Consider the following 26,016-nt stretch of genomic DNA (forward strand, 5'->3'; position numbering starts at 1 on the left):
GCGGCAAGCCCCAAGCTACAAGGTGCAAGGCGCGGATCAGGACAGTGCTAGCTGATATGCGCCCTGCCTGCGTTTAAAAGGACGATTCGCGATGCGAGCATCGCTTCCCACAACGGTGGAAGGTGCTGGGGCGCGAAGATTTTGCCTTTCCTTGTGGCTTGTACCTTGTAGCTTGCAGCTGATTTTAAGCCTGCTGGCGGTGGATCTTTTCCAGTTTCTTCTTGATGCGATCCCGCTTCAGCCGGGAGACATAGTCCACAAACAGCTTGCCATCCAGGTGGTCGATCTCGTGCTGGATGCAGGTGGCCAGCAGTTCGTCGGCCTCTTCTTCGAAGGTATTGCCGTCCCGGTCCAGGGCCTTGATATGCACCCGGGCCGGACGTTGCACCTTCTCGTAAAAGCCGGGCACGGACAGGCAGCCTTCTTCATAGGGGGCCACCTCATCGGTGAGCGGGGTGATCTCCGGGTTGATGAACACGCGAGGCTGGGTCTGGTCCTCGGACAGGTCCATCACGATCAGCCGCTGATGCACATCCACCTGGGTGGCGGCCAGGCCGATGCCCGGGCAGGCGTACATGGTTTCGAACATGTCGTCGATCAGTTTGCGAAGCTCGTCATCTACCTTTTCCACAGGCTTTGCTACCGTGCGTAGCCGGGGGTCAGGGAATTCCAGTATTTCCAGTTTGGCCATGTACCTTCTCGGAAGTTGCGATAGCACTCGAATTTCGGTTGCTAAATATATGATCGCATTGCTAATATCCAAAAGAAACCGTGTCCGTGAAAACCGGTCCACGGCCGCTCTCGGGGATGAGTCCAATAATGATAAAAGGAATCCGATGATGATGAAATCGGTCCAGCGCGCCCTGGCCTTCGGGCTGTTAGTGTCTTTATCCGGCCTGGCGGCTGCCCAGGTCATGCTCAAAGAGGGGCATCCCGGCAAGTATTTCGTCAAGAATGGCGATACCCTCTGGGATATCAGCGCCCGTTTTCTGGAAGAACCCTGGCAATGGCCGGAGATCTGGCAGATCAATGAAGAAATCAGCAACCCCCACCTGATTTATCCCGGCGATGAAATCCGCCTGACCTATGTGGATGGTGAGCCCCGCCTGTCGGTCAAACGCGGTGTGGAAGAGAAAACTCTGCCCAACGGCACCGTCAAACTCACTCCTAAAGTGCGCGAGATCGCCAATGATGAGGCTATCCCTGCCATTCCTGCCGGTGCCATTGCCGCTTATTTGAAGGAAGGCCTGGTGGTCAGTCGTCAGGAAATTGCCGAGGCTCCCTATATCGTTGGGGGTCGTGATCGTCGGGTGATCTTTGGCGAAGGTGACACCGTTTATGCGCGGGATGCCCAGACCCAATGGGAAAATCTTGAACAGAGCTACGGTTTCTACCGGACCGGTGAGCAATACGTGGACCCGGATACCAACGAAGTACTGGGCTATGAGGCCCGTCAAATCGGCCTGGGACGTGTGACCGGTCACGAAGACGATATGCTGACCCTGCGGGTGACCAAGTCCAGCGAAGATCTCCGTATTGATGATCGCCTGTTCTCCACCGAAGATCGTCGGGTTCGCTCAGTGCTATACCCATCGGCCCCGGATACCAAGATCGAAGCCAAGGTGATCCGTTTCTTTGATCGCATCAACAGCGTGGCACGCAACGATGTGGTGGTGATCAACAAGGGTCTGCGTGACGGCTTGAAAGAAGGCAATGTACTGGATGTCTTCGGCCAGGGCGAAGCGGTCCGTGATCGCCAGCGTGGCGATATGGTGCGTCTGCCCAGGGAAAGGACGGGTTCCATGGTGATCTTCCGAGCCTTCGACAAGGTCAGCTATGGCTTGATCATGGAGTCCAAGCGGCCTATTTATTTGCATGACATCGCCGAAAGCCCGGCGGGCAGCTACTGATTGAGTAAATCGCGGTAGCGCTCACCGCCGGAGCTGTGGCTCCCTACAACCCGTCAAACGCACACAAGGAGGTGGGCGATGGACGGACAATACAAGCGCCTGCTATTGCAGGCGTTGTTTTCCCCGTCTTCCGCGGCTCTGGGCCGCGCTCTCAAACAGCAATCCATCGACCGCACTGCGCTGGCCGATTACCTCCCCCTGTTGCCGGATGGCCTGAAAGAGCGTCGTAAGCTGCTGGATAACACCGGTTCCCTGACCGCGCATTACGAGCATCTGCGTGAGCAAGGTTGGCGCTGGCTGGCCCTGGGAGATGCGGATTATCCCTCCTTGTTGGCCCAGCTTGGGGATGCCCCCGGGGTGCTGGCGGTGCGCGGCTGCGTGGAGGCACTCAATGCGCCTGGTCTTGCCATCGTCGGTGCGCGCAATGCGTCAGCGGACGGGCTGGACAACAGTCGCCGTTTTGCCCGGGATCTGGCTGGCAGTGGTTTTGTTATCGTCAGCGGTCTGGCTCTGGGTGTGGATGCTGCTGCACATCGGGGAGCGATCAGCAGCGGACGTACGGTGGCCGTGCTTGGCAGTGGTCCGGATCGCATTTACCCGCCCCGCAATGCGGTGTTGGCCGGCCAGATCGTGGAGACCGGCGGTGCCTTGGTCACGGAGTTTGCCCCCGGTGCGCCGCCACTGCCGGCCCAGTTCCCCCAGCGCAATCGGGTGATCAGCGGACTGAGTCTGGGCACCATCGTGGTGGAGGCCGCCATCAAGAGCGGTTCCCTGATCACTGCTCGCACGGCTCTGGCCCAGGGTCGCGAGGTATTCGCCATTCCCGGCAGTATTCACAACCCCTTGAGCAAGGGCTGCCATCAGCTATTGCGTGATGGCGCCAGCTGGCTGGAGTCTCGGGAGGATATTTTTCATGCCTTCGGTGACTTCCGGCGTAGTGTCGAAGCGGCCGGCGTCAATGAGTCGGATCTGCCCGCCTTGCTTCAGCACCTGACCGGGGGCCTAAATTCCCTTGATGCTCTGCAGGAGCGCACCGGAATGCCGATCACTGACCTGGCAGGGCAGCTTTCCGAACTGGAACTGGAAGGCTGGGTAGAGCGAGTGGCCGGCGGCTATCTGAAACGCAGCGGTGCGGCCTAGCCGGCTGTCGAACTTGATGATCCCTCTATGACACACCTGCACTGGCTCTTGTCTGGTATTTGACCTTTTCTCGCCAGGGGCGGAATGTTGAAGATGTCAGGGAGTCTGTATTCGAGGTGTGCCATGTTTGAGATCTATGTGCCCCTGCTGCGAGGACAAGAAGAGTGGCGTGCGGTAGACGCGGTCCATGTGGGCGGTATGCGCTACCGGATTATTGGCACCATGCCGGAAGGGGAGGAGTGGGCGTTCACCCCGGGCGAGGAGGTGGAGTGTGAAACCACCGAGATGAAGAAAGGCAAAAAGGCACTCACAGCAAAACGTCTGACACCGGTGCCGCTTTAAGCGGTGCAATCAGGGGCTCTCTCTTGAGCCGGCATCCCATGCAGGGTATTTTCCCGTCTTTCTTTCAGGGCGAGTTCGTCATGTACCAGCATCTGCATAGTGCGGCACAGATCATTCAGGCCGGTGGCGTAGTGGCTTATCCCACCGAGTCGGTCTACGGGCTGGGCTGTGACCCTTTCAATGAAGAGGCAGTATTGCGGCTGTTGGCTATCAAGGAGCGTCCGGTTAGCAAGGGCCTGATTCTGATCGGCGCAGACCTGGCACAACTGGAGCCCTATATCCGCCTCACCGACAGTCAGCGTGAACAGGTGGCCGGGCAATGGCCGGCACCGCTGACCTATCTGGTTGACGCCCGCGATAGCGTGCCCGCCTGGGTACGTGGCGCCTTTACCAAGGTGGCGGTGCGGGTGCCGGATCACCCCCTTACCCGTTCGCTTTGCCGGGCGGTGGGCCAGCCGATCATTTCCACCAGTGCCAATATCAGTGGTCGCCCGGCGGCCCGCAATCAGTTTCAGGTGGCCCGTCAGCTTGGTGAGCGGTTGGACTTTATTGTCAGCGGCGCCTGTGACCGGGCCGCTAAACCCTCTACCATTATTGATCTGGAAAGTGGCCGCACCTTGCGCGCCTGAAACAGGCTCCACGCCAAGAATTCAAACCGGGAGACGGCATGTCAGAGGTATCACTGCAGGCGGTGAAGGACTACCTGCTGGGCCTTCAGGACCGCATTTGCGAGGAACTGGCCGAGGAGGATGGCAGCGCCACCTTCCGTGAAGACAGTTGGGACCGGGAGCAGGGCGGCGGTGGCCGTAGCCGTGTGCTGGAAAACGGGGCAGTGATTGAAAAGGGCGGGGTGAATTTTTCCCATGTGTTCGGCAATCAGTTGCCGCCCTCTGCCACCGCTGCCCGCCCGGAACTGGCGGGCCGCAGTTTTCAGGCTATGGGGGTGTCGCTGGTTATTCACCCGAAGAACCCCTACGTGCCTACCAGTCATGCCAACGTTCGTTTTTTTGTCGCCGAAAAAGAAGGCGAAGACCCGGTGTGGTGGTTCGGTGGCGGCTTTGATCTTACCCCCTTTTACGGTTTCGAAGAGGATGTGGTGCACTGGCACCAAACCGCCAAGGAGGCCTGTGATCCTTTCGGCGAAGGTATCTACCAGGAATTCAAAAGCTGGTGCGATGACTACTTTTATATCAAGCATCGCGACGAGCCCCGTGGTGTGGGCGGGCTGTTTTTCGATGACCTGAATCGCTTCGATTTCGATACCAGTTTTGCGCTGATGCGCAGCGTCGGTGATGCCTATATCCAGGCCTATCGGCCCATCGTGGCACGCCGTAAAGACCATGATTACGGCGACCGGGAGCGCCAGTTTCAGCTTTATCGTCGTGGTCGCTATGTGGAGTTCAACCTGGTCTACGATCGCGGCACCATCTTCGGATTGCAGTCCGGCGGGCGTACCGAATCCATCCTCATGTCCCTGCCGCCACTGGTGCGCTGGGACTACGACTATCATCCGCAGCCGGACAGTGCGGAAATCGAGCTCTACCAGAAATTTCTGATTCACCGGGAGTGGTTATGACAGCCCTGTATTGTGTGTTCGGCAATCCGGTGGCCCATTCCCGGTCGCCGGATATTCATCATGCCTTTGCCGCCCAGCGCGACGAGGATTTGCGTTATGAAAAGCGCGAAGCGCCGCTGGATGATTTTACCGGTACGGTAAAAGCCTTCCGTGAAGACGGTGGTCTGGGCGCCAATGTGACCGTGCCCTTCAAGGAGCAGGCCTTCGATCTCTGCGATGCGGTGACCGAGCGTGCCGGCCAGGCGGGGGCAGTGAACACCTTGTGGTGGGATGGCGACCAGCTCCACGGCGACAACACTGATGGTGCCGGTATGGTGAAAGATATTCGCGATAATCTGGGTTGGAGCATTCAGGGCAAGCGGGTGCTGGTGCTGGGTGCCGGCGGTGCGGTGCGCGGTGTCATGGGTCCGTTGCTGGCGGAAAATCCGACTCTGGTGCGAGTGGCCAATCGTACCGCCGAAAAAGCGGAAATCCTGGCCCGCCGTTTTATGAGTGGCGACAATTCGCCGGTATTGGGCAGCGGCCTGGATAACCTGACCGGCCAGTTCGATCTAATCATCAATGCGATTTCTGCCGGCCTGCATGGCGAGATGCCGGACCTGCCGGAGGGGCTGTTGGCGGAAGGGGCGGCAGCCTACGACATGGTTTATGGCAGCGAGCCGACGCCCTTTATGGTTTGGGCGCAACAGCAGGGCGCGGCAGTCACCGCGGATGGTCTGGGTATGCTGGTGGAGCAGGCCGCAGAAGCCTTTGAAATATGGCGTGGTTGGCGCCCGGACAGTGCCCCGGTAATCGCCGGGTTGCGCTAGCGTCATGACGGAAAGTGCGGTCATGAATGAAGTGTTGTTTGCCTCCATAGTCAGTCTGGCTATGGTGCTGAGCACCGTGACTTTGCACTACTGGACCCTGGCGGGTTTGTCTGCCGTGCTCAAGAGCCGGTCGGGTTTCCGCGGCGAGATCCTGCTGGTGGTACTGGTCATGTTCGTTGCCCATATGGTGGAGGTAACGCTTTATGCCTGGGTCTATCTGATTCTGGACAGGGGCGATACCGCCATGAACCTGGCCGGGTCGGTAGATGGCAGTTTCCTGGACCACCTGTATTTTTCCACCGCCTGCTATACCTCGTTGGGCCTGGGTGATCTCTATCCCATAGGTACCTTGCGTTTGATTGCCGGGGTAGAAGCCCTGAACGGGCTGATACTCATAACCTGGTCTGCGTCGTTCGCTTTTCTGGTCATGCAGCGGCGGTGGCGTTTTTGATGTTGATGGCGGGGAGCGTCTTCTTGCCGAAGGAGGTATGGTTATGTCCCCGCGTGTTCTGTTAGTCCTTTCCTGCCTGCTCCCCTTGCCTGCTGCGGCGTCCACCTTCGGTTTTTCCTGGGACAACGATCTGTTTGTCGGTTCTGACGGCCAATATACCAATGGCGTACGCATCAGCTGGGTGGGTAATGCCCATGAGCGCTGTGATCGCAATGGGACGTTCACTTGCGGTCTGGCCGCCGCGCTGGACCCGCTACCCGGCATCAGTCTGGTAGATGAAAAGCACGCGGTGACCCTGAGCCTGGAACAGATCATGATTACCCCGTCCGACATTAGCCGGGAGACGCCGGACTTCAATGATCTGCCCTACGTGGGCTACAGCAATCTGGAGCTGGGCTTGTTCAGCTGGAACGGCAACAGCCTGTTCGGCTATGGCGTGAGGGTTGGCATCGTGGGTCCGGATTCCGGCGCCGAACAGTCACAGAAAGTGGTGCACAAGATCACCGGTTCCGAGCAACCTCAAGGCTGGGACAATCAGCTTGGCCATGATGCAATTGGTGGCGCCTATTTTCTCCATGCCCACCGTCTGTTCCGGTATGTTCAGGGTCCGCTGGAAAGTGAAGTGGGTTACGCCTGGGGGGTGGATGCCAATAATTTTAATGGTACAGCCAGGGCCGGTGGGTTCTGGCGCATTGGTCAGAATTTACCGCGCAACTTTATTCCCGATTACGCGGGTATTGGCACCGCCGGTTCATTGGTAGGTTTGTTCGATGGCGAGGGGTTCGGCTGGGAAGTCTTTTTTGCCAGCTTTGGCGAGTACATCGGCTATTCCTACCTGGAAGAAAACAGCGGGCCCTATGATGTTGAATCCCGTGACGGCATTCTCGGGCTGGTGCTCGGCGGAGGTATTACGCTGGATGATTTTTCCTTCACGCTGACCTTGCAGGGGTCTTCATCCCCGATTCGGAACAGCGACGATATTCTGAGTTTCGGCAATATGTCTTTTATGTGGAGGATCTGAGGCTCAGTTGCGAGTCTCGAGTGACGAGTCGCGAAAGGGACATTAACTACCCCGGGGTTTGGGTTTTAGAAACGCGTTACTCGCTTCTTTGGACCCCATCCGCCATATACCGGTCCTTCAACCGCACATAATTCCCCGCCACGTAGGGCAGAAATTCCTTTTCTTCTGCGGTAAGTGCGCGTACCTGGCGGGCCGGTTGGCCGCGGTAGAGGTAACCGCTTTCCAGCCGCTTGCCGGGTCCCACCAGTGAGCCGGCGGCGATGATCACGTCGTCTTCCACTACGGCGCCATCCATGATGATGGCCTGCATGCCCACCATTACCCGGTTGCCCAGGGTGCAGCCGTGCAGCATGACCTGGTGGGCGAGGGTTACATCGTCACCGATCTTCAGGGCATAGCCGCCCGGGTTGAAACCGGAGTCGTGGGTGATATGCAGTACCGCGTTGTCCTGGATACTTACCCGGGCACCGATGCGGATGGCATGCATATCCCCGCGAATGACTGCCCGTGGCCATACGGAGCTGTCATCTCCCAGTGTTACGTCACCGATCACGGTGGCATCCGGGTCGACAAATACCCGTTCGCCCAACTGCGGGGCCTTGTCTTCAAAGCGGCGAATCCCCATCACTGATAAACTCGATAGCTGAATGTGATCGTCAGGGAGGCCCATGAACAAGCCGCCCACCCGTATACTGATTGCCATACTGATCTTGCTTGGCGTTTTCCTGCTGAGCAAGTGGCTGATTTTCCAGACGCTGCTGCAGCCGGACGAGAGTACTCGTCAGCGCTTGCCGGCAGCGCAGACAGAACCAGGACAGGACACCCATGAGCAACAACCCGCTGATTGACTACCCGGAACTGCCGCCGTTTTCCAAAATCCAGCCGGAGCACGTATTGCCCGCCGTGGAGCAACTGGTGGCGGATGGCCGCGCCCGCATCCAGCAGGTGCTGGCGGAGGGCAAGTTCGATTACGCCCATCTGGTGCAGGCACTGGATGAGGAAGACGACCGTCTCAGCAAGGCCTTTGGCCCCGCCGGGCATCTCAATGCGGTGGCTCAAAATGAAGCCCTGCGCAATGCCTACAACAGCTGCCTGCCGCTGCTCAGTGAGTACGGCACCGAAGTGGGTCAGAACGCGCAGCTGTGTGCTGCCTATCAGACCCTACGGGACAGCGATGAGTGGGACTCTCTCAGCGAAGCCCAACAGAAAGACATTGAAAACACCCTGCGCGATTTCCGCCTTTCCGGGGTGGATCTGCCGGATGACAAGAAAGCCCAGTATATGGCCAATTCCAAGCGGTTGTCTGAGCTGACCAGCCAATTTTCCGACAATACGCTTGATGCTTCTCAGGCCTGGACCAAGCACATTAGCGACGAGGCGGAACTGGATGGTCTGCCGGACAGTGCCAAGGCTGGCGCCGCCGATCGGGCAAAGGCTGACGGCAAGGACGGCTGGGTGCTGACCCTGGATGCGCCGGTATTTATCGCCGTTATGAGCCACTGCAAGAACGCCGGCCTGCGCAAGGAAATGTACGTGGCCTGGACCACCCGGGCCTCCGATCAGGGCCCCCAGGCTGGCCAGTTCGACAACACCGCCATCATGGATGAAATCCTCAAATTGCGGCACGAACAGTCGCAACTGCTGGGCTTTGCCAACTTTGGCGAAGAGTCCCTGGCCACCAAGATGGCCCGTGATGTAAACGAGGTGATCCAGTTTCTCGAAGACCTGGCCGAACGGGCCAAGCCTCAGGCGGAACAGGAGCTGGCAGCACTGAGAGCCTTTGCGGCTGAGCAGGGTGCCGACGATCTGAATCCCTGGGATATCGGTTTCTGGAGCGAGCGTCTGCGTGAAGAGCGCTACAGCATTTCCGAAGAAGAGCTGCGCCCCTGGTTCCCGGCGGATACCGTGATTAACGGCATGTTTGCCGTGGTCGGCAAGCTGTTCGGCATTCAATTCCGACAGCGAGACGATGTGGATTTGTGGCACAACGATGCACGTTTCTACGAATTGGTGGACGACGATGGCAGTGTGCGCGCGGCCTTCTATCTGGATATGTATGCCCGCACTGGCAAGCGGGGTGGCGCCTGGATGGATGATGCCCGCATTCGCCGCCGCCGCCCGGACGGCAGTCTGCAAACGCCGGTGGCCTACCTGACCTGCAACTTCGCGCCGCCTGCCGGCGGCAAGCCGGGCCTGCTGACCCACGATGAAGTGGTCACCCTGTTCCACGAGTTCGGTCATGGCCTGCACCACATGCTTACTGAACAGGATGTGTCCGGTATCTCCGGTATCAACGGTGTGGCCTGGGATGCGGTGGAGTTGCCTAGCCAGTTTCTGGAAAACTGGTGCTGGACCGAAGAAGGCATCGCCCTGATCTCCGGCCATTATGAAACCGGTGAACCCCTGCCCAAGGAAAAGCTGGACAAGATGCTGGCGGCGAAAAATTTCCAGGGCGCCATGCAGATGGTGCGGCAACTGGAATTCTCCCTGTTCGACATGCGCATCCATGCCGAATACCGGGAAGGCCTGGACATCTATCAGGTCCTGAACGAAGTGCGTGAGCAGGTAGCGGTAATGCAACCGCCCGCATTCAACCGTTTCCCCAACAGCTTCGGACACATTTTTGCCGGTGGCTATGCGGCGGGGTATTACAGCTATAAATGGGCGGAAGTGCTCTCCGCCGATGCCTATTCCCGTTTCGAGGAAGAGGGCGAGTTCAACGAAGACACCGGCCGTGCCTTCCGCAGCGAAATTCTCGCCAAGGGTGGCAGCCGTGAACCCATGGAGCTGTTCAAGGCCTTCCGCGGCCGCGAGCCCAGCGTGGAACCCTTGCTGCGCCATTGCGGTATCAACGGCTAGAACGTCCTGGGTTGGTCCCTGATGCCTGGCGTAAGGGTGTCAGGCGTCCAGCGTCAGGCGAGGAGGATGCATGAAACGCCAATTTATTGCCGGTGCCACCTGCCCGGAATGTGGGCAGATGGACAAGATTCAGCGCGTCATCGACGGCGATGCACAGTGGATGGAATGTGTTTCCTGCGGGGCGACAAAAGATCTGGATGCCAAGCCACCAGAAGCTAGGGATGCCTTGGCGAAGCCAGTCACTTTGCAGCCGGCAAAAAAATAAGGTCTTCGTTTAAGGGCCGGAGCAACGATGGGTCGTTCGGCCCGCAGGAAAACCACCAGGAACCAAAAGACTTCCAGCGCAGGGCTGTGGGGCACGGGAGTCAATCGTCCTCCTGCTGATGCTGAGAGCGCCGGAGGCCCGGAGACAGCCGGCAGTCTGCTTCTATTTCTTCCCCTTGATAGCGGGTGCCAGTGACTGTTGCATCATCACACCCCTCCCCCTCCATCGGCACGCTTATCCTGGCCGCAGTCCCGGCCCGAGACAGGCATTTCAATGCCCCTGTACCTATCAACTGTTGTCAGTTTTTCCCGGCAAGTGCGAGGGGATTGCTTATTTCTCGTTGTTGGAGGCATCAAAATATCGAATTAGATTCATATTTTTACGGAATTTAATAATAAAAGCGTAGCCTAGATAAAAATAAGTAAGCGTTAATAACGATAAAAGTGACGATGGGGTGATTAATCGTTATTAGAATGTGTAAAAAAGTAACCTTACGTATCCATTTTTACAAATAACTTTCTTCCGCTCGTGCTAAGTTCCTCTCCGTTGTTTGTTATGTGATCTATTTCACTAAAACAAATAGCAAATTCGGTAATGACCACCCAAAGAGGGAACTTTTCATGCGCGTGAACAAGCTTATTCTGGCATCTGCCATCGCGGCATTGTCTGCACCGGCCCTGGCGGTCGACGGAACTATTACATTCAACGGCCTGGTAACTGACCAGACCTGTGAAATTACAACGCCTGCTGGCAAAGACTTCACTGTCACTCTGCCGACAGTGTCTGCCACTACCCTGAATGCGGCCGCTCAAACAGCGGGTCGTACGCCTTTTTCCATCAATCTGTCCAACTGCAGCAGCGATGGCAAAGTGGCAACCTACTTCGAGCCGGGCCCCACTGTTGATTTCGACTCTGGCCGTTTGGTTAACCAGGCAAACGCTGCCGATGCCTCCACCAACGTACAGATCCAGTTGCTGGGCGAGAACAGCTTGTTCATTCCTGTTCAAGCTGCCGGTGCTGGCGGTGCGCAGGATAACTCCCAGTGGGTCGACGTAACCGCGGGCGGAGCTGCTGATCTGAACTACTACGCTGAATACTACGCTACCGGTGCAGCGACTGCCGGGACGGTGAATACCTCTATTCAGTACACCATCATCTATCAGTGATGACGTGATGGCAGCTCCCGTTGCCGGGGGCTGCCAACTATTTGTGCCGGGTAATTCAATGTTATTACGAATGAAACTGTTCTTTCTGAGCGGCTTTGTGCTGTTGGCTGAGTGGGCGAGCGCCAGTGTGATTATTGATGGCACCCGTGTGGTTTATCCGCAAAAAGCCCGTGAAGTGACGGTACAGCTTCACAACACAGGTGAGTCACCCTCACTGGTTCAGTCGTGGGTAGACGAAGGCAACAAGGACGCAACACCGGACACCAGTTCGGCGCCGTTCATTATTACACCGCCCATTTCCCGCATAGAGGCGGGCTCTGGACAGGCATTGCGATTGACATTTACCGGTCGGGATTTGCCCTCAGACCGGGAATCCTTGTTCTGGTTGAACGTTCTCGAGGTGCCGCCGGCACCGGAAAGTGCTGAGGACAAGAACCTAATGCAATTGGCATTTCGTTCCAGGCTGAAGATTTTTTATCGACCTGACGGTCTTTCAGGCAGAGCCAACTTATCAAGCCACTCTCTTGAATGTGACTTTGAAACAGAAAATAGAATCATGAATTGTACCAATCCAACGCCCTACTACATAAGCGTTGTCAAATTGGAGCTCGCCCACGAAAGCGGCGAAAAGGATCAGGTTGAAAAAGGAGTCATGTTTTTGCCTTTTTCAACACAGAATTTCGAGATTGGTTTTAAAAAAGATGTAAGGCCGGGAACAAAAGCCATCTTTACATCCATTAACGATTTTGGTGGGGCGGTAGAAGCCAGTATCGATATATCCCAATGATAACGGAATAAAGCGGCCTAGAGGTCAGGTAAGGATGCCAATGCTGTCGGCGAGATCACACAAAAAAAGCGTCGCTATCGGTATAGCCGTTTTGGTTGTCGGCTTTTGTTGTGAAAATTCTTACGCACAGGAAAAGTCAGAATCTTTCAACTCATCTTTTCTGATGGGTTCAGCCAGAGATATGGACACTTCCCTGTACAGCCATGGAAACCCGGTATCGCCTGGCGAATACCGCCTTGATATGTATGTAAACGGGCAATGGTTTGGTAAGCAGGACATTGTTTTCACGTCGGTGCAGGGAAAAAAGAGCGCAGAAACCTGTTTTACCGCCGAAAAGCTGGAGTTCTATGGCGTCGACTTTGAGTCAATTGGCGCGCCAGATAGTGAAGTCGAAAAGTGTAAGCCTGTTTCCGAATGGATCGGGCAAGCGCAATCCCGCCTTGAGCTTTCCTCGCTACGGATGGACATTACCATTCCTCAGGAAAACATGCGCCGCGAAGCCAGAGGGTATGTGAACCCTGAGCTATGGGATCGCGGCATTGATGCCGGTTTTATTGGCTACGATCTGAATGCGACAACAATTCGCGCTGACGAGTCTGGATCAGGCATCTCTAACAGTGACAACCTCTATCTTGGCCTGAATTCCGGTGTCAATGTTGCAGGTTGGCAGCTCAGGCATAACTCCAGCGTATCAAGGCGATCCGGTGAGGGTTATGACTGGCAAAAAACCTCTACATTCGCGCGGCGTGCGTTCTCGGAAATTCGCAGCAATCTGACCATTGGTGACAGCTTTACCAGTGGTGAGCTATTTGATTCCGTCGCCTATCGGGGCATCAATCTTGCCAGCGAGGATCGTATGCTGCCCGATTCCATGCGTGGTTATGCGCCGGTAATTCGGGGAGTGGCTTCTACCAATGCTCGTGTTGAAGTCCGCCAGAACGGCAATCTTCTTTATAGCACCACAGTATCCCCCGGCAATTTTGTCATTGATGACCTTTACCCCACAGGTTTTGGGGGCGATCTGGATGTTCTTGTCACCGAAGCGGACGGCCAGCAGCGCACCTTTAGTGTGCCCTATTCGTCCATTTCGCAATTGCTGCGAGAAGGCATTGGCCGGCATAGCGTTACCGTAGCGCAGCTACGTAATGACGAACTGGAAGATGAGCCTCTTTTCATGCAGGCCACATATCAGCGTGGCCTGTACCATGACATCACCGGTTACCTGGGCAGTACTGTCAGCGAGGGTTATCGTTCCGTTTTGGTTGGCGCTGGCCTGGCGACAAGTCTGGGCGCCTTTTCGTTTGATGTTACCCGCTCGCAAACAGAGTTCAGAAACAATGACGATAAGTTCGGCAACAGTGTCCGAATCAATTATTCCAAAATGCTGAACCAGACCAACACCAACTTTACGCTTGCGGCATATCGCTATTCCACGAAGGGTTTTTATGGTTTGTCGGATGCCATGTTTGCCAGGGAGTTTGATGAGCAACAGCTGAGTCTGGGGGCTCTGAGAAATCAAAAAAGTCAGTTCCAGCTGACATTGAATCAGGCGCTTGGCCGGCGCTATGGCTCTTTATACTTTACCGGTTCTGTGCGTGATTTCTGGGATACCGACGGGGAAACCAAGCAATACCAGATGGGGTATAACAACCGTTTCAGATCTGTCAGCTATGGCATTTCTGCAATTCGCACCACGACTCAGGAAGGCGAGGCGGATAATCAGTTTGATCTTTCCTTTACGATGCCAATTGGTGGTGGCTACAACGGTCAATATATCGATGGTGGTGTCTCACTGGATGATGATGGTTACACATCCAGCCGTGCCGGTATCAATGGCTATGGCGGTGACCGGAACCAGTACAACTACGGCATGCGGGTAACGGACAATGAGCAGAATGGCTCCACCGTTGGCGTAAACGGTGAATACCGTAGCCGCTTTGCGTCTGTTAATGGCTCTTACAGTTACAGCGATGATTATCAGCAGGCGTCTGCCGGTGCGCGCGGTGCCTTTGTGGCGCATAAGGATGGCATCACCATGACGCCGCAACATGGCGACACCATGGTGCTTATTGAAGCCAAAGACGCCAAGGGCGCGGGGGTGGTCAGTGCCTCCGGTGTGGAAGTCGATGATTTTGGCTATGCGGTATTGCCCTATGTGACCCCTTACCGGATGAATCGAATCACGCTGGATCCCAACGGCATTGACAGAAATGTTGAGTTGAAAGGCACCAGTCGCAAGCTGGCGCCTTACGCCGGTTCCATCACCAAGGTGACATTCGAGACAGAAAAAGGACTGCCGATACTGATAAAAGCGCACCGCCGTGACGGTATCAGTTTGCCTTTCGCTGCCAGAGTTTTTGACATGTCTGGTAGCGAAGTAGGTGTGGTCGGCCAGAGCAGTGTCATTTTTGTTCGCAGCGAACAACGACAAGGGATGCTGACGGTGAAGTGGGGTGGGGAGCAATGCAGGCTGACTTACCAGCTTGGTGAAGTGTCCCCGGAACAGGAGTTCGGTTTTGAAAAAACCAATGCGATTTGTCACTGATCGGCTTTACAGGCTGGCCGGATACCTTTTATCGGTAAGCATGCTGTCTTTGCTGAGTATGGCAGGGCATGCCGCTTGCTATGTGTCATCCGGGTTTAGCGCTCAGGATGTGCGGATGGAATTGGGCCGTGTACTGATTCAGCCGGATTTACCGGTTGGGGCGATTATCCAGACACTGCAAGTGCCAATTACCGCAAAAAATAATGCCGGGTCCTGTGATTTTTTTGGGGGCTCTTCCATAGGCGAGTTGGTGCGTAATCCTGCTGCCGTCCCCGGGTTTTCGAATGTGTATCAAACGGATGTCCCGGGTGTCGGGATTCGGCTTTACCGGGAAGCGGGTGATATCTCGACGTACTATCCCCACCAGATAAATTTCAGCGGCAACCGACAGCTAAACCTGATCGGGGGTTTCTTCAAGGTGGACCTGGTAAAGACGGCGGCGGTTACCGGGTCCGGGCCCGTGGGACCCCCTGGGTTGTTTTCAACCTATTATCTTGATGGTTCTGGCCGCAATCGGCCGGTTCTTACATCCACGTTGACGGGACAGGGTATCACCATTGTGACGTCGTCCTGCCAAGTTGATGCAGGATCAAAAAATATCGCCGTTAATTTTGGCACGGTTTCCAACCGTGATTTTAGCGGGGTAGGGTCGAGGGTGAATCCGAGAGATTTCGAGATTCGTATGCAGTGTCAGGGTGGCAATGTGGCCGGCCTGGACCAGGGGCTCATCAAGGTAAGGTTTGATGGCACCCAGGACGCCTCGAACATGCCGGGTGTACTCGCTATTGATGGGGGGGCGGCATCAGCGAGCGGGATTGGTATTCAGCTTAATCAGACGCTGGGAGGCACCGAGCAGACGGTTGCTCTAGGCGAGGGCGTTGCTCTTGGCCGCACCCCTATTAACGATGCGGCGGAGTTTATTCTGCCCATGCGCGCCTACTATATCCAGACTCAGCCAGGCACAGTGGGCGCAGGGACCGGCAACGGCAGGGCCACGTTCACCATTGAGTACCATTAATGGTATTCGATGACATAGCGCATGCTGGTGGGCTTTGCACCGGAAGACGCAATACGCTCATGAAGGTGTCCTGACCGGGTCTTAACGATCACTGATTGGGCGTCACTGGCGCCGGCAACAGGCTCAAGGTAGGTCCTGGCAATGTGCTGGCCGGCAGACAGTGCCTGATTGCCGCAGGATTCCACGATCACGTCTGTATAACCGGCCTGGCTCTGTGCGCCCGGTTGGCAAGACGCATAAACAACCGCTCCCTGGAATGAGATGGTATTGCTGGCCATGCCTGCTGAGGCAGACAGTGCGAGTAACGCGGCGATCCCTGTTCGGCTTGCAGTGTTCATAATGCCCCCTTCGATCACTGATTAGTTATTTTGTCTAAGCTCGAAGGTGTACTTCTAGTACTTTTTCATTGGTTTTATGTAGTAATTGGCGTGCTCTTTTACATTTTCAGCACTCAAAGGTGGAAAATAGAGGATGACCGGTTACGGCAAAACAATCAGTCGAACAAGGAATGCTTCAGTCCCGCCACCGTTTTTGCCATCTGCATACGCAGCCATGGCACTCTCTCCATGATAGGAAAAAACAGGTCCCGCCCGCTGGATACCGTGCGGCTGTGGGATTGAAACGCCGGTGTCAGCCAGCGGCTCATGCGCTGGTAGAAGCGGATCTGAGGCTCGCGCTGACGATGATAGTGCGCCCAGACCTGGGGCCAGGTGTCCGCGTCGGCTATTGCCTGGCCGAGCGCCCGGGCATCCAGCAGGGCCATGTTGGCGCCCTGTCCCAGTTGTGGGCTCATGGCGTGGGCGGCATCGCCAATCACACCCAGCCGGTTTTCACCCCAGTGATGCATGATCACATCGCGATAGGTGGCGGGTAGCAGTTGTTTCTGGTGTGTCAGTGGCGCCAACAGCGTTTCCAGCTGGGGCCAGAGCATGAGTGCTTCCTGACGCCAGGCGGAAAAATCAAAATTCGGCTGCTGCCATTCGTTCATCTGCGCCACCGGCAGACTCCAGAAAAAACTGGCCAGAGCTTGGTCCGGCTGATCCGGGCGGCAGCCGGTGGGCAGGATGCCGGCCAGCTGTCCGGCCTGGTGGTAGCGCTGTTGCAGCAGCGGTGCCGCAAACGACTCCACAATGGGCTGCATGGCCCACATGGCTCCCCAGGGGTACAGCCGGTCGTAGTGAGTCCAGGCGGCCGGGCGCAGGCGGCTGTGGCTGCCGTTGGCAATCAATACGGCATCAAAGGACAGCCGGCAGGGCTCCCCTGCCTGCTCGGCGATCACGATGGCGTGATCCGCCATGGTTTTCACGGCACTGACCGTGCAGCCCATCCGTCGTTGGTGTGGCAGTGTCTCCAGGTGCTGGTCCAATACATGACAGAGGCTGGCGCGGTGCACGCCCAGGCCGTGGCTGTGGGTGTCTAGGCTGCGGTAGGCGGTGCTCATGATGCGCCGACCTTCGCGGGTGTGGCCGACCAGAGCATCGATGCGGGCGCCGTATCCGAGCATCGCGTGATACAGGCCCATCTCCTCAAGCACTGCCAGCCCGCTGGGCTGTAATAGCAGCCCGGCACCCACTGGCGCCAGCGCCTCGGCCCGCTCAATCAGGGTAATGCGGTGGCCTTGCGCGGCGAGCAGGGCAGCCGTGGCCAGGCCGGCGGTACCGGCGCCGATAATGGCGATGGTTTGTGGTTGCACAGATGCGTACCCCTTCCCCGAACAAGCCCACCATGCTAACAGGCCGGGTGTTGGTGGTTCGGGCAGGGGTCAAAAAAACGGGCCGCGAAAGCGGCCCGTAGCGTGTTGCATGCAGCGTTAAGGTGCGAGGGGTTTATTTCTCCACAAACGCCCGCTCGATCACATACTCACCCAGCTCGCCGCCGCGGGTTTCCTTGAAGCCCCAGCCATCGAGAATCGCCTGGGTATCCTTGAGCATGGCCGGGCTGCCGCACAGCATGAAGCGGTCGTTCTCCAAGCTCGGCGTGGGCAGGCCCAGGTCCGCGAAGATCTTGCCGCTGGTCATCAGGTCGGTGAGCCGGCCCTGGTTGCGGAACGGTTCGCGGGTCACGGTCGGGTAGTAGAGCAGTTTGCCTTTGACGAATTCACCGAAGAATTCGTTATTGGGCAGCTCGCTCTGAATGGTGTCCTGATAGGCCAGCTCGGAAACGTGGCGCACACCGTGGGTGAGAATCACCCGGTCGTACTGGTCGTAGACCTCCGGGTCCTTGATGATGCTCATGAACGGCGCCAGACCAGTGCCGGTGGACAGCAGCCACAGATTCTTGCCCGGCAGCAGGTGATCGGCGACCAGAGTACCGGTGGGCTTGCGGCTCACATAGATCTTGTCACCCGGCTGGATGTTCTGCAGCTGGGAAGTGAGCGGACCGTCCGGCACCTTGATGCTGAAGAACTCCAGCTCTTCCTCATAGTTGGCGCTGGCGATGGAGTAGGCACGCAACAGCGGACGGCCGTTGTCCTGTTCCAGGCCGATCATGGTGAAGTGGCCATTCTTGAAACGGAAACCCGGGTCCCGGCTGGTGGTGAAGCTGAACAGGGTGTCGTTCCAGTGGCGCACGCTGGTGACGGTTTCAGTATTCAAATTAGACATAATTAATTCAGCGCTTATTCCAAAACTCCAGTTGGTGGAAATTTAATCGAAGAAGGTTTATCGGTAAAATGGGTAATTCCGATAGAATATATCGGTAAATACGATATACGGCATGTCCACCTGTGCCGACAGCCCGGAGGGAGCCATGAAATTCACTCTGCGACAGCTCCAGGTCTTCCTGGCCACCGCGCACCACGAAAACATCAGCAAGGCAGCGGACAGCCTCAGCATGAGTCAGTCCGCTGCTTCCGGGGCGCTCAAGGAGTTGGAGGCCTTGTACGACCTGAAGTTTTTCGAACGGGCCGGCAAGCGACTCAAGCTCAATGAGCTGGGCCGCCAGTTCTGGCCGCGGGCAGAGGCGCTACTGGCCCAGGCCCGGGAGCTGGAGGCTGATCTGCTCAGTCACCGGGATCTGGGGCGCCTGAATGTGGGCGCCACGCTGACCATCGGCAATTATCTGGCGGTGGGCATTATGGCCGATTACATGGCCGAACAGCCCGGCGCCCGGGTGCACCTGGAGGTGGCCAACACGCGGACTATCGTGGAGCGGGTTCGGGCGTTCGAGCTGGATCTGGGCCTGATTGAGGGCGAGCTGAATCACCCGGACCTGGAACTGTTGCCCTGGCGAGAGGATGAGTTGGTGGTTTTTTGCAGCCCGGACCATGCACTTGCGGGTAAGGAAGCACTTACAGACGAAGACTTGCGGGCGGCCCACTGGATTGTCCGCGAGTCCGGTTCCGGCACCCGGCAAACGTTTGAGCGCGGCCTGCATGGCCTGGTGCCGGAGCTGGATCTGGCGCTGGAACTGGAGCATACCGAGGCCATAAAGCGGGCGGTGGAAGCCGGGTTGGGTATCAGTTGTCTGTCCCGGGTGTGTCTGCGCGAAGCCTTCAAGCGCGGCTCATTGGTGGAATTGCCGGTACCCCACCGGGATTTCAGCCGCGATTTCTACTTTGTGCTGCATCGTCAGAAATATCGCAGCCCGGGCATTGAGAGGTGGCTGGAATTATGTCGCGCTTCCGCCGGATAATCGGTTACAACCTGATCGGGCTGACACTGCTGCTGGCTCTCGGGTTGCTGCTGCCGGAGGGACGGCAGGTTCCCGTGCAGGGCGCCGAGAGCAACGACTGGCATCCGCAGACGTTCTGGTATTACCCCTGGGGCCAGTCCGGAGTGCATAAGGGCGTGGATATTTTTGCCGCCAGCGGCACGCCGGTATTGGCCAGTAGTGGTGGCCTGGTGCTATTTCGCGGCGAACTGACTCGAGGCGGCAAGGTCGCTCTGGTGCTGGGCCCCCGTTGGCGGCTCCACTATTATGCGCATCTGGCGGACATTGCCGATACCGGACCCTGGCTATGGGCCGGGGAAGCGGTGGGCACCGTGGGCAGTAGCGGCAATGCGGTGGGTAAGCCGCCCCATCTGCATTATTCGCTGGTCAGCCTGTTGCCGTTGGTGTGGCAGGTAGATGGCGAACCGCAGGGCTGGAAGAAGATGTTTTACCTCAATCCACTGACGCATTTTGATGTGCGCTAACCCGTCGCTGTTGAAGGAGACCCCCGTCATCGTGAAACAGGAATGGCAGGCGTTCTGGCTGGCAGTGGGCTTTCTGACCCGGATTCCCATGCCGGTGAAAATCGATTATTCCCAGAGCTTGATGAACCGTTCCAGCCTCTACTTTCCGTTGGTGGGGCTGCTGCTGGGTGGGCTCTATGCGGCGCTCTTTACGGGCCTGGCCGCGTTCTGGAGCCTGCCGGTGTGTATCGGTCTGGTACTGGCCTTCCATCTCTGGATTACCGGCGCTTTTCACGAGGATGGTCTGGCGGACAGCATGGATGCCCTGGGCGGCGGCTACACGGTGGCACGGCGGCTGGAGATCATGAAGGACAGCCGTATCGGCACCTACGGCGCCGTGGCGTTGATACTGGCGTTGGGCCTGAAGGTCGTGCTGCTGATGGATGCCGAGCCGGTCTGGCTGGCCCTGCTGGTGACCCCCGCCATCGGCCGTCTGACGCCCCTGCTACTGATGCGCTTTCTGCCCTACATGACCGACCCGGATACCAGTAAAAGCAAACCGGTGGCGGAAGCCTTCAATGGACAGCGATTGCTACTGGCCACACTCTTCACCGTGGTGGTGGCGTTGCTGTTTTCGGTGTGGCTGCCGGCCTTGCTGGCGGTGGGGGTGGTCACTCTGCTGTGGGCCACCAGCCTGAAACGTCAGCTTGGTGGCTATACCGGGGATGCATTGGGGGCCAGCGTGGTGTTTACCGAGCTGGTGTTTTTGTTGGGCCTGACTTTGTAAGGTGGGTTAGCCGTAGGCGTAATCCACCTTTTTCATCGTAGGCGTTCTGGTTGAGAGAGGAGTATGTATGGTGGATTACGCCTGTGGCTAATCCACCCTACGTTTCCATCAGGGGTTGAGGTATTTCCCCCGCACAATCCCGCCCAGTTTTTCATACGGAATCGTCAACTCCGGCTGCCCCATGGCGTAGGGGGCAATGTGGTAGACATTGTAGTGCAGCACCAGGCCGCCCTTGCCGAAGTAGACATTGTCGGTGCGATAGAAGGGCCAGCTGTCGCGAAAGGTCTGATCCAGCTCTTCCTTGTCCAGCCATTGCTGGTGCTGGTGACGGGCCAGCTCCCAGAAAGCCTGTTTTTTACCAGGCTCCAGCAGGTCAGCAAGGGTCAGTTTTTGCTTGCGCGCCAGGTCCCAATGAAAGTACTGCACGCCGGGCTGGCCATGGGCGCCACCGGTGTACTCGTAGCTGTCCATGCGCAGGGTGAGCAGCTCGCCCCGACGGGTCTGGCGCTTGATGGTGGCATTCAGCTCCCAGCCTTGTTTGGACGCCATGGCCATGTCTGACGCATCGGCGAGGAAGGCATCCACCAGGCTTTCGATGGTGCCGTCATGGGGGGTGCTGCCCTGATTCTGAACCAGCATGCCGGCCAGTTGAGTGGTGATTGCCTCGTTCAGGGTCGGCTGGTTTTCAAAGGTGACCCATGCCAGGTCCACTTTCGGGCAGCCGTCGCCCTGGCATTGTTCATCCGTTTTTTCCAGGGTGTGAAGAATGCGCACCAGCTCACCGGTATGCCCTTGGGCGTCGCCAGCCTGCGGGTCGGCGGCGCCCTGTTTTGCGCCAGACGGGTCGGTGTCCTGATTATTGTTATCACAACCTGCCAGCAGTGCTGCTGCGAGCAGGAACACAAATGTCATGCGCATGGGATAGCCTTTTCGGAAAATTCGGATGCAGGCATTTAACGGCAGGCGCCTTGCCTTTTGCAACCACGGACCTATGCTGGCCGGGCTGACTGACACTGTTATTGATGGGAGAAATGCAATGAGCTTCTGGACGGTTTACCTCTCCGGGGAAATTCACACCGATTGGCGCGAGCGGATCATTCAGGGGTGTGCCGAGAAAGAACTGGATATCGAATTTAGCGGCCCGGTGACCGATCATGAAGCCAGCGACAAGGTGGGGGTAAACATTCTCGGTGCGGAAGAAAAGCGCTTCTGGGAAGACCGCCTGGGAGCCGGCATTAACGGTATCCGTACTCGCAAGCTGGTCGACGAGGCAGACCTGGTGATCGTCCGTTTCGGGCCCAAATACAAGCAGTGGAATGCGGCCTTCGATGCGGGTTACACCGCCGCCCTGGGCACCCCCATGATCATTCTTCACGACGAAGAACACGACCATCCCCTCAAGGAGGTGGATGCCGCCGCTGATGCCGTGGCACGCACTCCCGAGCAGGTGGTGGAGATGCTGGCCTATATTCTCAACGCCTGACAGTGCCCGGGGTCAAAGCTTGCCGGCAATGGTCAGTTGGGGCCCCGTTTTACCCCATTTTTCATCTCCTCAGGAGCATTTCCTGCGTTCTGCTTGTCCTACCGGGTGACAGGCATTAACAGGCAATACAAGGAGTGCTCCGATGACACACCGTTTACTCGCCGCCGCCGCATTCATGCTGGTAACCACTGCTACCTCCTGGGCAGACACCCAAGGGGTGCCCAATGTGAAGACCCCGGACCCGGATAAAGTCGCCGTGCAGATGGAAGACACCCTGGAAGATATTCAGGAATTCACGGTGGAACAGAAAAACGATGCCATGCGCACTGCTCGTCATGCGCTGGATGATCTGGATCAGCAGATCACGCTGCTGCAGAGCGAAATTGACAGCGGCTGGAAAGAGCTTTCGCAGCAGGCCCGGCTGGACAAACAGTCCGCCATGGCAACGCTGAAAGAACAGCGCGCGGAACTGGAAACCCGTTATCAGGCATTGCAGCAGGCCGGCGCGGACAACTGGGAGACCGCCAAGGATAAATTTTCCCAAGGCTGGGAAGCGGTCAAACAGAGCTGGCAGGCGCTGAATGCGTCCGAGGCTGAAGGTGCGGATAAGCCTGAGGAAAACTGAAGGCCGTACAAGGCACAAGGAGGGCAGGCATGCTGACGTTGATTCCGTTCGAGGATGACCGGGTGGTTGGGGCAAGAATTTCCGGCAAGATCACCCGCCCGGAATTCGATGCCGTGGCAGAAGCTCTGGAAGCGGCGCTGGCCAAGCACGACAAGGTGCGCTTCTATGCGGAAATGGAGACCTTTGGTGGCGTTGCCATGGATGCCCTGTTCCAGGACCTGAAGTTCGGTTTGCGCCATTGGCAACAGTTCGAGCGCGAGGCTGTGGTCACCGATCGAGACTGGATGCGGCGCCTGGCGCTGCTGGCGGACAAGCTGCTGCCTTCCATTGAGGTAAAGGTCTTTGCCGGGGATGACGTGGATAGTGCCAAGGCATGGATCTGCGCCGACTGATCGTATCCTCGTGTTGTTTCTCTCGCAGATAAAAAAGAAGGGCCATTCGGCCCTTCGTTGATTTCCCCATCTTGTGTGTCCGGCAGGCTCACCTGCAGCTCCTCGAATTCGTCCAGCGCCTGGCGCCAGTCCATCCGGGGCCGGGTCTGTTCCCTGGCGGATTGATGAGCACCGCCCTTACGCATCAGCGGATCCATTGCCGCCCAGTTGTGCAGCGGTTTGGGGCCTTTGGCCATTGTCGTTCTCCCTGTTAAATCAGATAGTTGCTGTCTGGAAGTGTGAATCCCCCGCACGGGTCTGGCTGCATGTGGAAGGCGGCGGCGATACTACGCCGCGGCTCAATGATTCACTAGCGTCAGCAGAGAAAAAAGATGATTTTCAGCAATGGCTGACAAGCTTGTCAGGGGCTTGTCGACAGAAGCCGCCATGCCGTGCAATTTTGGCAGGGGACTTTTGGCCTATGCGGGTGGTGGTGCCGGTCTTCGGTTATGGCGATACTGAATGTTCCCGGCCGACAAGCCACGCCTGGCCACTATCTCCCGCCGGGCCGAACAAGGAAGAGGAAAGCCAATGACAGGGGTGTCACCGGCAGAGCGGCGCAGGATCAGTCTGACGGCAATCGGCGAGTTTCTGCTTGTCGTCTTGTTTGTTGTCAGCCTGCCGGTGCTGTTTATCTGGACCTTGTGGTTGTTCTGGGCAGTGCTGGCTACTGCACTGGTTCTGGGTTTGCTGGTACGCGGTCTGGCATTGCTGTTGATGGGGTCGGAGCGTCGTGGCCATACCCTGGCGACCCTGATTCTCACCTTCAGTCTTCTCACCATCGCCGTTGCGTTGCCCATTTACTACCTGATCTACAAGGTAGAGGCGGACCCGCCTCTGTTGCCCAATGTGGTGCTCACCAATGGGGAAAAGACGGTAGTTTTCCAGGGGATGGTGCATGTGGGCATGGAAAGTTTCTTTAAATCCGTGGTCTATGACCTGGAATCCGCCTTGCAGTCCGGCTACCGGCTTTACTACGAAGGAATTCGACCTTCGCCGGGGGAGGGGGACGACTGGTACATCGCCAATCAGGCAGGCGGTCGTGACCTGACGGAGCATTTCAAGACGCTGTCCGATGCGTGCGGGGTGACCTTTCAGATGGACTATTTCACGCTGATGGAGGAGTCTGCCCGGCGCAATCCCGGCCGCCATGTGGTGGCAGACGTGACGACCCTGGAAATGAAGCAGGAATACCAGCGTCTGATCATGAACGATCCGGAATTCGATGAACGCATGCGCCGCCGCGGCAAACTCCCCGAGCCTCGCCCGCCGAACCTGGTTGACCGTCTGCTGGACTGGCACGGTCGGGCCAACGATTCCCAGCGGGAACTGATCGGTGTGCTGTGCCGGGGTTTTATTTCCATTGCGCTTGATGAAGATAATATCCGTGACCGAGACCTGGATAAGGTGGTACTGGATTTCCGCAACCGCAAGCTGGTGGAGCGGTTACTGGCAGATCCGGCAAACAAAATCTATATCACCTATGGGGCAGCGCACCTTCCCGGTGTTGTTGCCTTGCTTCGCGAACAGGACCCGGATTGGCAGATTCTCTCGGTAAAATGGGTGCGGGGACTGGCGACGCCGGAAAATTGGGAGGGGTCCCTGGATATTCCGCTGATTCCAGTGAAGACAGAGTTACCCTGAACCAGAACGATGGCTGGCGAGGCTGATAAGTTTTATCTGTTTTAATCCTTATCTTCTGCATGGTGTTGTCGGCGATATCTGCCCGGTGACACCCCTTCCCATCGGGCAAACGCCCGCGAAAAGGAACTTTGTTCGGTGTAGCCAACCATGCCGGCAATATCTGATAGGCCTAGCCGTGATTCCCGCAGGTAATTCGTTGCCAGCGTGTGGCGGGTTTGATCAAGGAGACTCTGAAAAGATATGCGATGTGCCCGTAGCCGTCTTTGCATCGAACGGGCAGAAATCCCGTTTTCCGCAGCGAGGTTTTCCAGCGAAGGTGGGGTTCTGGTAATGATCTGCAATAACTGTTTCCGATAACGCCCTATTTCCTCATCCTCCAGTGCTAGCTTCGTGAGCTGTTGTTGCGCTTGATTGTCCAGAATGTCATGGAGGTACGGGTCTGTTTTGGGGATGGGGGAGAACAGGTTCTTAACAGGGAAAACCAGTTTCGGCATTGTCTGATTAAATGCAACGTCACAGCCAAAAAACTGTTCATAGAGGCCTCGGTTTGAGGGAGGGGGGCCAACAAATTCAACGGAGGACGGAAATACAGGCTTCTGGTTAATGGCCTGAATCAGCTTGAGGGTGGTGCCAAGCCCCAGCTCATCCCATAGCTGGCCACACCAGCCATGCTCGAGAGGCCATCTTAAAACAAGGTGATCCTCTTGAATATGGGCTTTTACCGGGTTCATTTCTGAAATCAGCACGTGATAGCGCTGCCCTTTGGCCAGGGCATCCATGACATTGTGGCTGCTCAGAAGAAGGTAGCCAACAGCCCCCAGATACCGTAACGAGAACTGACTGGCGACAGAGAGACCAAAGGTGGAATCCCGGGCAGCGGAGGCTCCTTTTTCCAGCATGTCCTTCCAGCGATCTTCACCTATTCGGCTTCCTGCTTTTGGCATCTTGCCCAATAGTTTCTCGGCCGCAATCCCCCGGCTTGCCAGGTGGTCGAAAAGCAGATGTGAGTAAGTGGCATCAATGCAGCGCATGGGTGTCGTGA

General features: G+C 57.1%; 29 protein-coding genes. 22 read left to right on the plus strand and 7 right to left on the minus strand.

Annotated features, from left to right (window positions below):
- Positions 1–184 precede the first annotated feature (184 nt).
- Entirely contained in the window at positions 185–691 is a 507-nt protein-coding gene (gene def, locus ACFE0K_RS05400) for a peptide deformylase (protein ID WP_035249793.1), read from the minus strand.
- A gap of 145 nt (positions 692–836) precedes the next feature.
- On the opposite strand from def, the gene ACFE0K_RS05405 reads away from it, so the two are divergent.
- From ACFE0K_RS05405 to ACFE0K_RS05440, 8 genes are all read left to right on the plus strand, one after another.
- Positions 837–1,910: a LysM peptidoglycan-binding domain-containing protein gene (locus ACFE0K_RS05405; protein WP_434535088.1), complete on the plus strand. Its 1,074-nt coding sequence runs from the start codon at positions 837–839 to the stop codon at positions 1,908–1,910.
- A gap of 78 nt (positions 1,911–1,988) precedes the next feature.
- Positions 1,989–3,050 carry a DNA-processing protein DprA gene (gene dprA / locus ACFE0K_RS05410; protein WP_434535089.1) on the plus strand — a complete coding sequence of 354 codons (1,062 nt, stop codon included), beginning with the start codon at positions 1,989–1,991 and terminating at the stop codon, positions 3,048–3,050.
- Between the two features lie 123 nt (positions 3,051–3,173).
- The gene (locus ACFE0K_RS05415) at positions 3,174–3,392 is read left to right on the plus strand and encodes a hypothetical protein (RefSeq protein ID WP_434535090.1); all 219 of its coding nucleotides are present in this window, start codon (positions 3,174–3,176) and stop codon (positions 3,390–3,392) included.
- Positions 3,393–3,415: 23 nt separating this feature from the next.
- Complete coding sequence (locus ACFE0K_RS05420; protein ID WP_434535091.1) at positions 3,416–4,021, plus strand: L-threonylcarbamoyladenylate synthase; 606 nt, start codon at positions 3,416–3,418, stop codon at positions 4,019–4,021.
- Positions 4,022–4,059: 38 nt separating this feature from the next.
- A complete protein-coding gene (hemF, locus tag ACFE0K_RS05425) occupies positions 4,060–4,968 on the plus strand; it encodes an oxygen-dependent coproporphyrinogen oxidase (protein ID WP_434535092.1) in 909 nt (302 codons plus the stop codon).
- Positions 4,965–5,777: a shikimate dehydrogenase gene (aroE, locus tag ACFE0K_RS05430; RefSeq protein ID WP_434535093.1), complete on the plus strand. Its 813-nt coding sequence runs from the start codon at positions 4,965–4,967 to the stop codon at positions 5,775–5,777. The genes hemF and aroE overlap by 4 nt, the downstream gene beginning before the upstream one ends.
- A gap of 22 nt (positions 5,778–5,799) precedes the next feature.
- Entirely contained in the window at positions 5,800–6,228 is a 429-nt protein-coding gene (locus ACFE0K_RS05435; RefSeq protein ID WP_434535094.1) for an ion channel, read from the plus strand.
- Positions 6,229–6,271: 43 nt separating this feature from the next.
- Positions 6,272–7,249: a lipid A deacylase LpxR family protein gene (locus ACFE0K_RS05440; protein WP_434535095.1), complete on the plus strand. Its 978-nt coding sequence runs from the start codon at positions 6,272–6,274 to the stop codon at positions 7,247–7,249.
- A 76-nt stretch (positions 7,250–7,325) separates the two neighbouring features.
- On the opposite strand, the gene ACFE0K_RS05445 is transcribed toward ACFE0K_RS05440, so the two are convergent.
- On the minus strand, positions 7,326–7,874 hold the full coding sequence (locus ACFE0K_RS05445) for a gamma carbonic anhydrase family protein (protein ID WP_434535117.1): 549 nt from the start codon (positions 7,872–7,874) through the stop codon (positions 7,326–7,328).
- Between the two features lie 43 nt (positions 7,875–7,917).
- Here ACFE0K_RS05445 and ACFE0K_RS05450 point away from each other — a divergent pair, with 43 nt between their 5' ends.
- The 7 genes from ACFE0K_RS05450 to ACFE0K_RS05480 all read left to right on the plus strand — a co-directional run bounded on the left by ACFE0K_RS05450 (position 7,918) and on the right by ACFE0K_RS05480 (position 15,889).
- On the plus strand, positions 7,918–8,097 hold the full coding sequence (locus ACFE0K_RS05450) for a hypothetical protein (RefSeq protein ID WP_434535096.1): 180 nt from the start codon (positions 7,918–7,920) through the stop codon (positions 8,095–8,097).
- A complete protein-coding gene (gene prlC / locus ACFE0K_RS05455; protein WP_434535097.1) occupies positions 8,075–10,108 on the plus strand; it encodes an oligopeptidase A in 2,034 nt (677 codons plus the stop codon). The genes ACFE0K_RS05450 and prlC overlap by 23 nt, the downstream gene beginning before the upstream one ends.
- A 70-nt stretch (positions 10,109–10,178) precedes the next feature.
- Positions 10,179–10,373 carry a YheV family putative metal-binding protein gene (locus tag ACFE0K_RS05460; protein ID WP_434535098.1) on the plus strand — a complete coding sequence of 65 codons (195 nt, stop codon included), beginning with the start codon at positions 10,179–10,181 and terminating at the stop codon, positions 10,371–10,373.
- Positions 10,374–10,993: 620 nt separating this feature from the next.
- The gene (locus ACFE0K_RS05465) at positions 10,994–11,539 is read left to right on the plus strand and encodes a fimbrial protein (protein ID WP_434535099.1); all 546 of its coding nucleotides are present in this window, start codon (positions 10,994–10,996) and stop codon (positions 11,537–11,539) included.
- Between the two features lie 7 nt (positions 11,540–11,546).
- Positions 11,547–12,326, plus strand: a complete 780-nt coding sequence (locus ACFE0K_RS05470; RefSeq protein ID WP_434535100.1) for a fimbrial biogenesis chaperone — start codon at positions 11,547–11,549, stop codon at positions 12,324–12,326.
- Positions 12,327–12,360: 34 nt separating this feature from the next.
- Entirely contained in the window at positions 12,361–14,871 is a 2,511-nt protein-coding gene (locus ACFE0K_RS05475) for a fimbria/pilus outer membrane usher protein (RefSeq protein WP_434535101.1), read from the plus strand.
- Between the two features lie 115 nt (positions 14,872–14,986).
- Positions 14,987–15,889 (plus strand): fimbrial protein, encoded by a 903-nt coding sequence (locus ACFE0K_RS05480; protein WP_434535102.1) that lies wholly within the window; start codon positions 14,987–14,989, stop codon positions 15,887–15,889.
- On the opposite strand, the gene ACFE0K_RS05485 is transcribed toward ACFE0K_RS05480, so the two are convergent.
- The 3 genes from ACFE0K_RS05485 to ACFE0K_RS05495 all read right to left on the minus strand — a co-directional run bounded on the left by ACFE0K_RS05485 (position 15,886) and on the right by ACFE0K_RS05495 (position 18,492).
- A complete protein-coding gene (locus ACFE0K_RS05485) occupies positions 15,886–16,227 on the minus strand; it encodes a hypothetical protein (RefSeq protein WP_434535103.1) in 342 nt (113 codons plus the stop codon). The two genes, ACFE0K_RS05480 and ACFE0K_RS05485, sit on opposite strands and share 4 nt — an antisense overlap.
- A 155-nt stretch (positions 16,228–16,382) precedes the next feature.
- A complete protein-coding gene (locus ACFE0K_RS05490; protein ID WP_434535104.1) occupies positions 16,383–17,582 on the minus strand; it encodes an FAD-dependent oxidoreductase in 1,200 nt (399 codons plus the stop codon).
- 133 nt (positions 17,583–17,715) lie between these two features.
- Positions 17,716–18,492 carry a ferredoxin--NADP reductase gene (locus tag ACFE0K_RS05495; RefSeq protein ID WP_272962814.1) on the minus strand — a complete coding sequence of 259 codons (777 nt, stop codon included), beginning with the start codon at positions 18,490–18,492 and terminating at the stop codon, positions 17,716–17,718.
- 145 nt (positions 18,493–18,637) lie between these two features.
- Here ACFE0K_RS05495 and ACFE0K_RS05500 point away from each other — a divergent pair, with 145 nt between their 5' ends.
- The 3 genes from ACFE0K_RS05500 to cobS are packed head-to-tail and all read left to right on the plus strand — an operon-like array spanning position 18,638 to position 20,791.
- Positions 18,638–19,522: a LysR family transcriptional regulator gene (locus ACFE0K_RS05500; protein ID WP_434535105.1), complete on the plus strand. Its 885-nt coding sequence runs from the start codon at positions 18,638–18,640 to the stop codon at positions 19,520–19,522.
- Entirely contained in the window at positions 19,501–20,025 is a 525-nt protein-coding gene (locus ACFE0K_RS05505) for a M23 family metallopeptidase (protein WP_434535106.1), read from the plus strand. Before ACFE0K_RS05500 ends, ACFE0K_RS05505 begins: the two co-directional genes overlap by 22 nt.
- Positions 20,026–20,056: 31 nt before the next feature.
- Positions 20,057–20,791: an adenosylcobinamide-GDP ribazoletransferase gene (cobS, locus tag ACFE0K_RS05510; protein ID WP_434535107.1), complete on the plus strand. Its 735-nt coding sequence runs from the start codon at positions 20,057–20,059 to the stop codon at positions 20,789–20,791.
- Positions 20,792–20,899: 108 nt separating this feature from the next.
- Here the strand turns inward: cobS and ACFE0K_RS05515 are convergent, their stop codons facing one another.
- Complete coding sequence (locus tag ACFE0K_RS05515; RefSeq protein WP_434535108.1) at positions 20,900–21,709, minus strand: DUF3298 domain-containing protein; 810 nt, start codon at positions 21,707–21,709, stop codon at positions 20,900–20,902.
- A 118-nt stretch (positions 21,710–21,827) separates the two neighbouring features.
- Between ACFE0K_RS05515 and ACFE0K_RS05520 the strand changes: the two genes are divergently transcribed.
- From ACFE0K_RS05520 to ACFE0K_RS05535, 4 genes are all read left to right on the plus strand, one after another.
- The gene (locus tag ACFE0K_RS05520) at positions 21,828–22,274 is read left to right on the plus strand and encodes a YtoQ family protein (protein ID WP_434535109.1); all 447 of its coding nucleotides are present in this window, start codon (positions 21,828–21,830) and stop codon (positions 22,272–22,274) included.
- Between the two features lie 142 nt (positions 22,275–22,416).
- Entirely contained in the window at positions 22,417–22,899 is a 483-nt protein-coding gene (locus ACFE0K_RS05525) for a hypothetical protein (protein WP_434535110.1), read from the plus strand.
- Between the two features lie 29 nt (positions 22,900–22,928).
- Positions 22,929–23,291 (plus strand): STAS/SEC14 domain-containing protein, encoded by a 363-nt coding sequence (locus ACFE0K_RS05530; protein WP_434535111.1) that lies wholly within the window; start codon positions 22,929–22,931, stop codon positions 23,289–23,291.
- A 570-nt stretch (positions 23,292–23,861) separates the two neighbouring features.
- Entirely contained in the window at positions 23,862–24,974 is a 1,113-nt protein-coding gene (locus ACFE0K_RS05535) for a hypothetical protein (protein WP_434535112.1), read from the plus strand.
- A gap of 41 nt (positions 24,975–25,015) precedes the next feature.
- On the opposite strand, the gene ACFE0K_RS05540 is transcribed toward ACFE0K_RS05535, so the two are convergent.
- The gene (locus tag ACFE0K_RS05540) at positions 25,016–26,005 is read right to left on the minus strand and encodes a helix-turn-helix domain-containing protein (protein WP_434535113.1); all 990 of its coding nucleotides are present in this window, start codon (positions 26,003–26,005) and stop codon (positions 25,016–25,018) included.
- Between the last annotated feature and the right edge of the window lie 11 nt (positions 26,006–26,016).

This window comes from Alcanivorax sp., from assembly GCF_051117345.1.
Lineage (GTDB): Bacteria > Pseudomonadota > Gammaproteobacteria > Pseudomonadales > Alcanivoracaceae > Alcanivorax.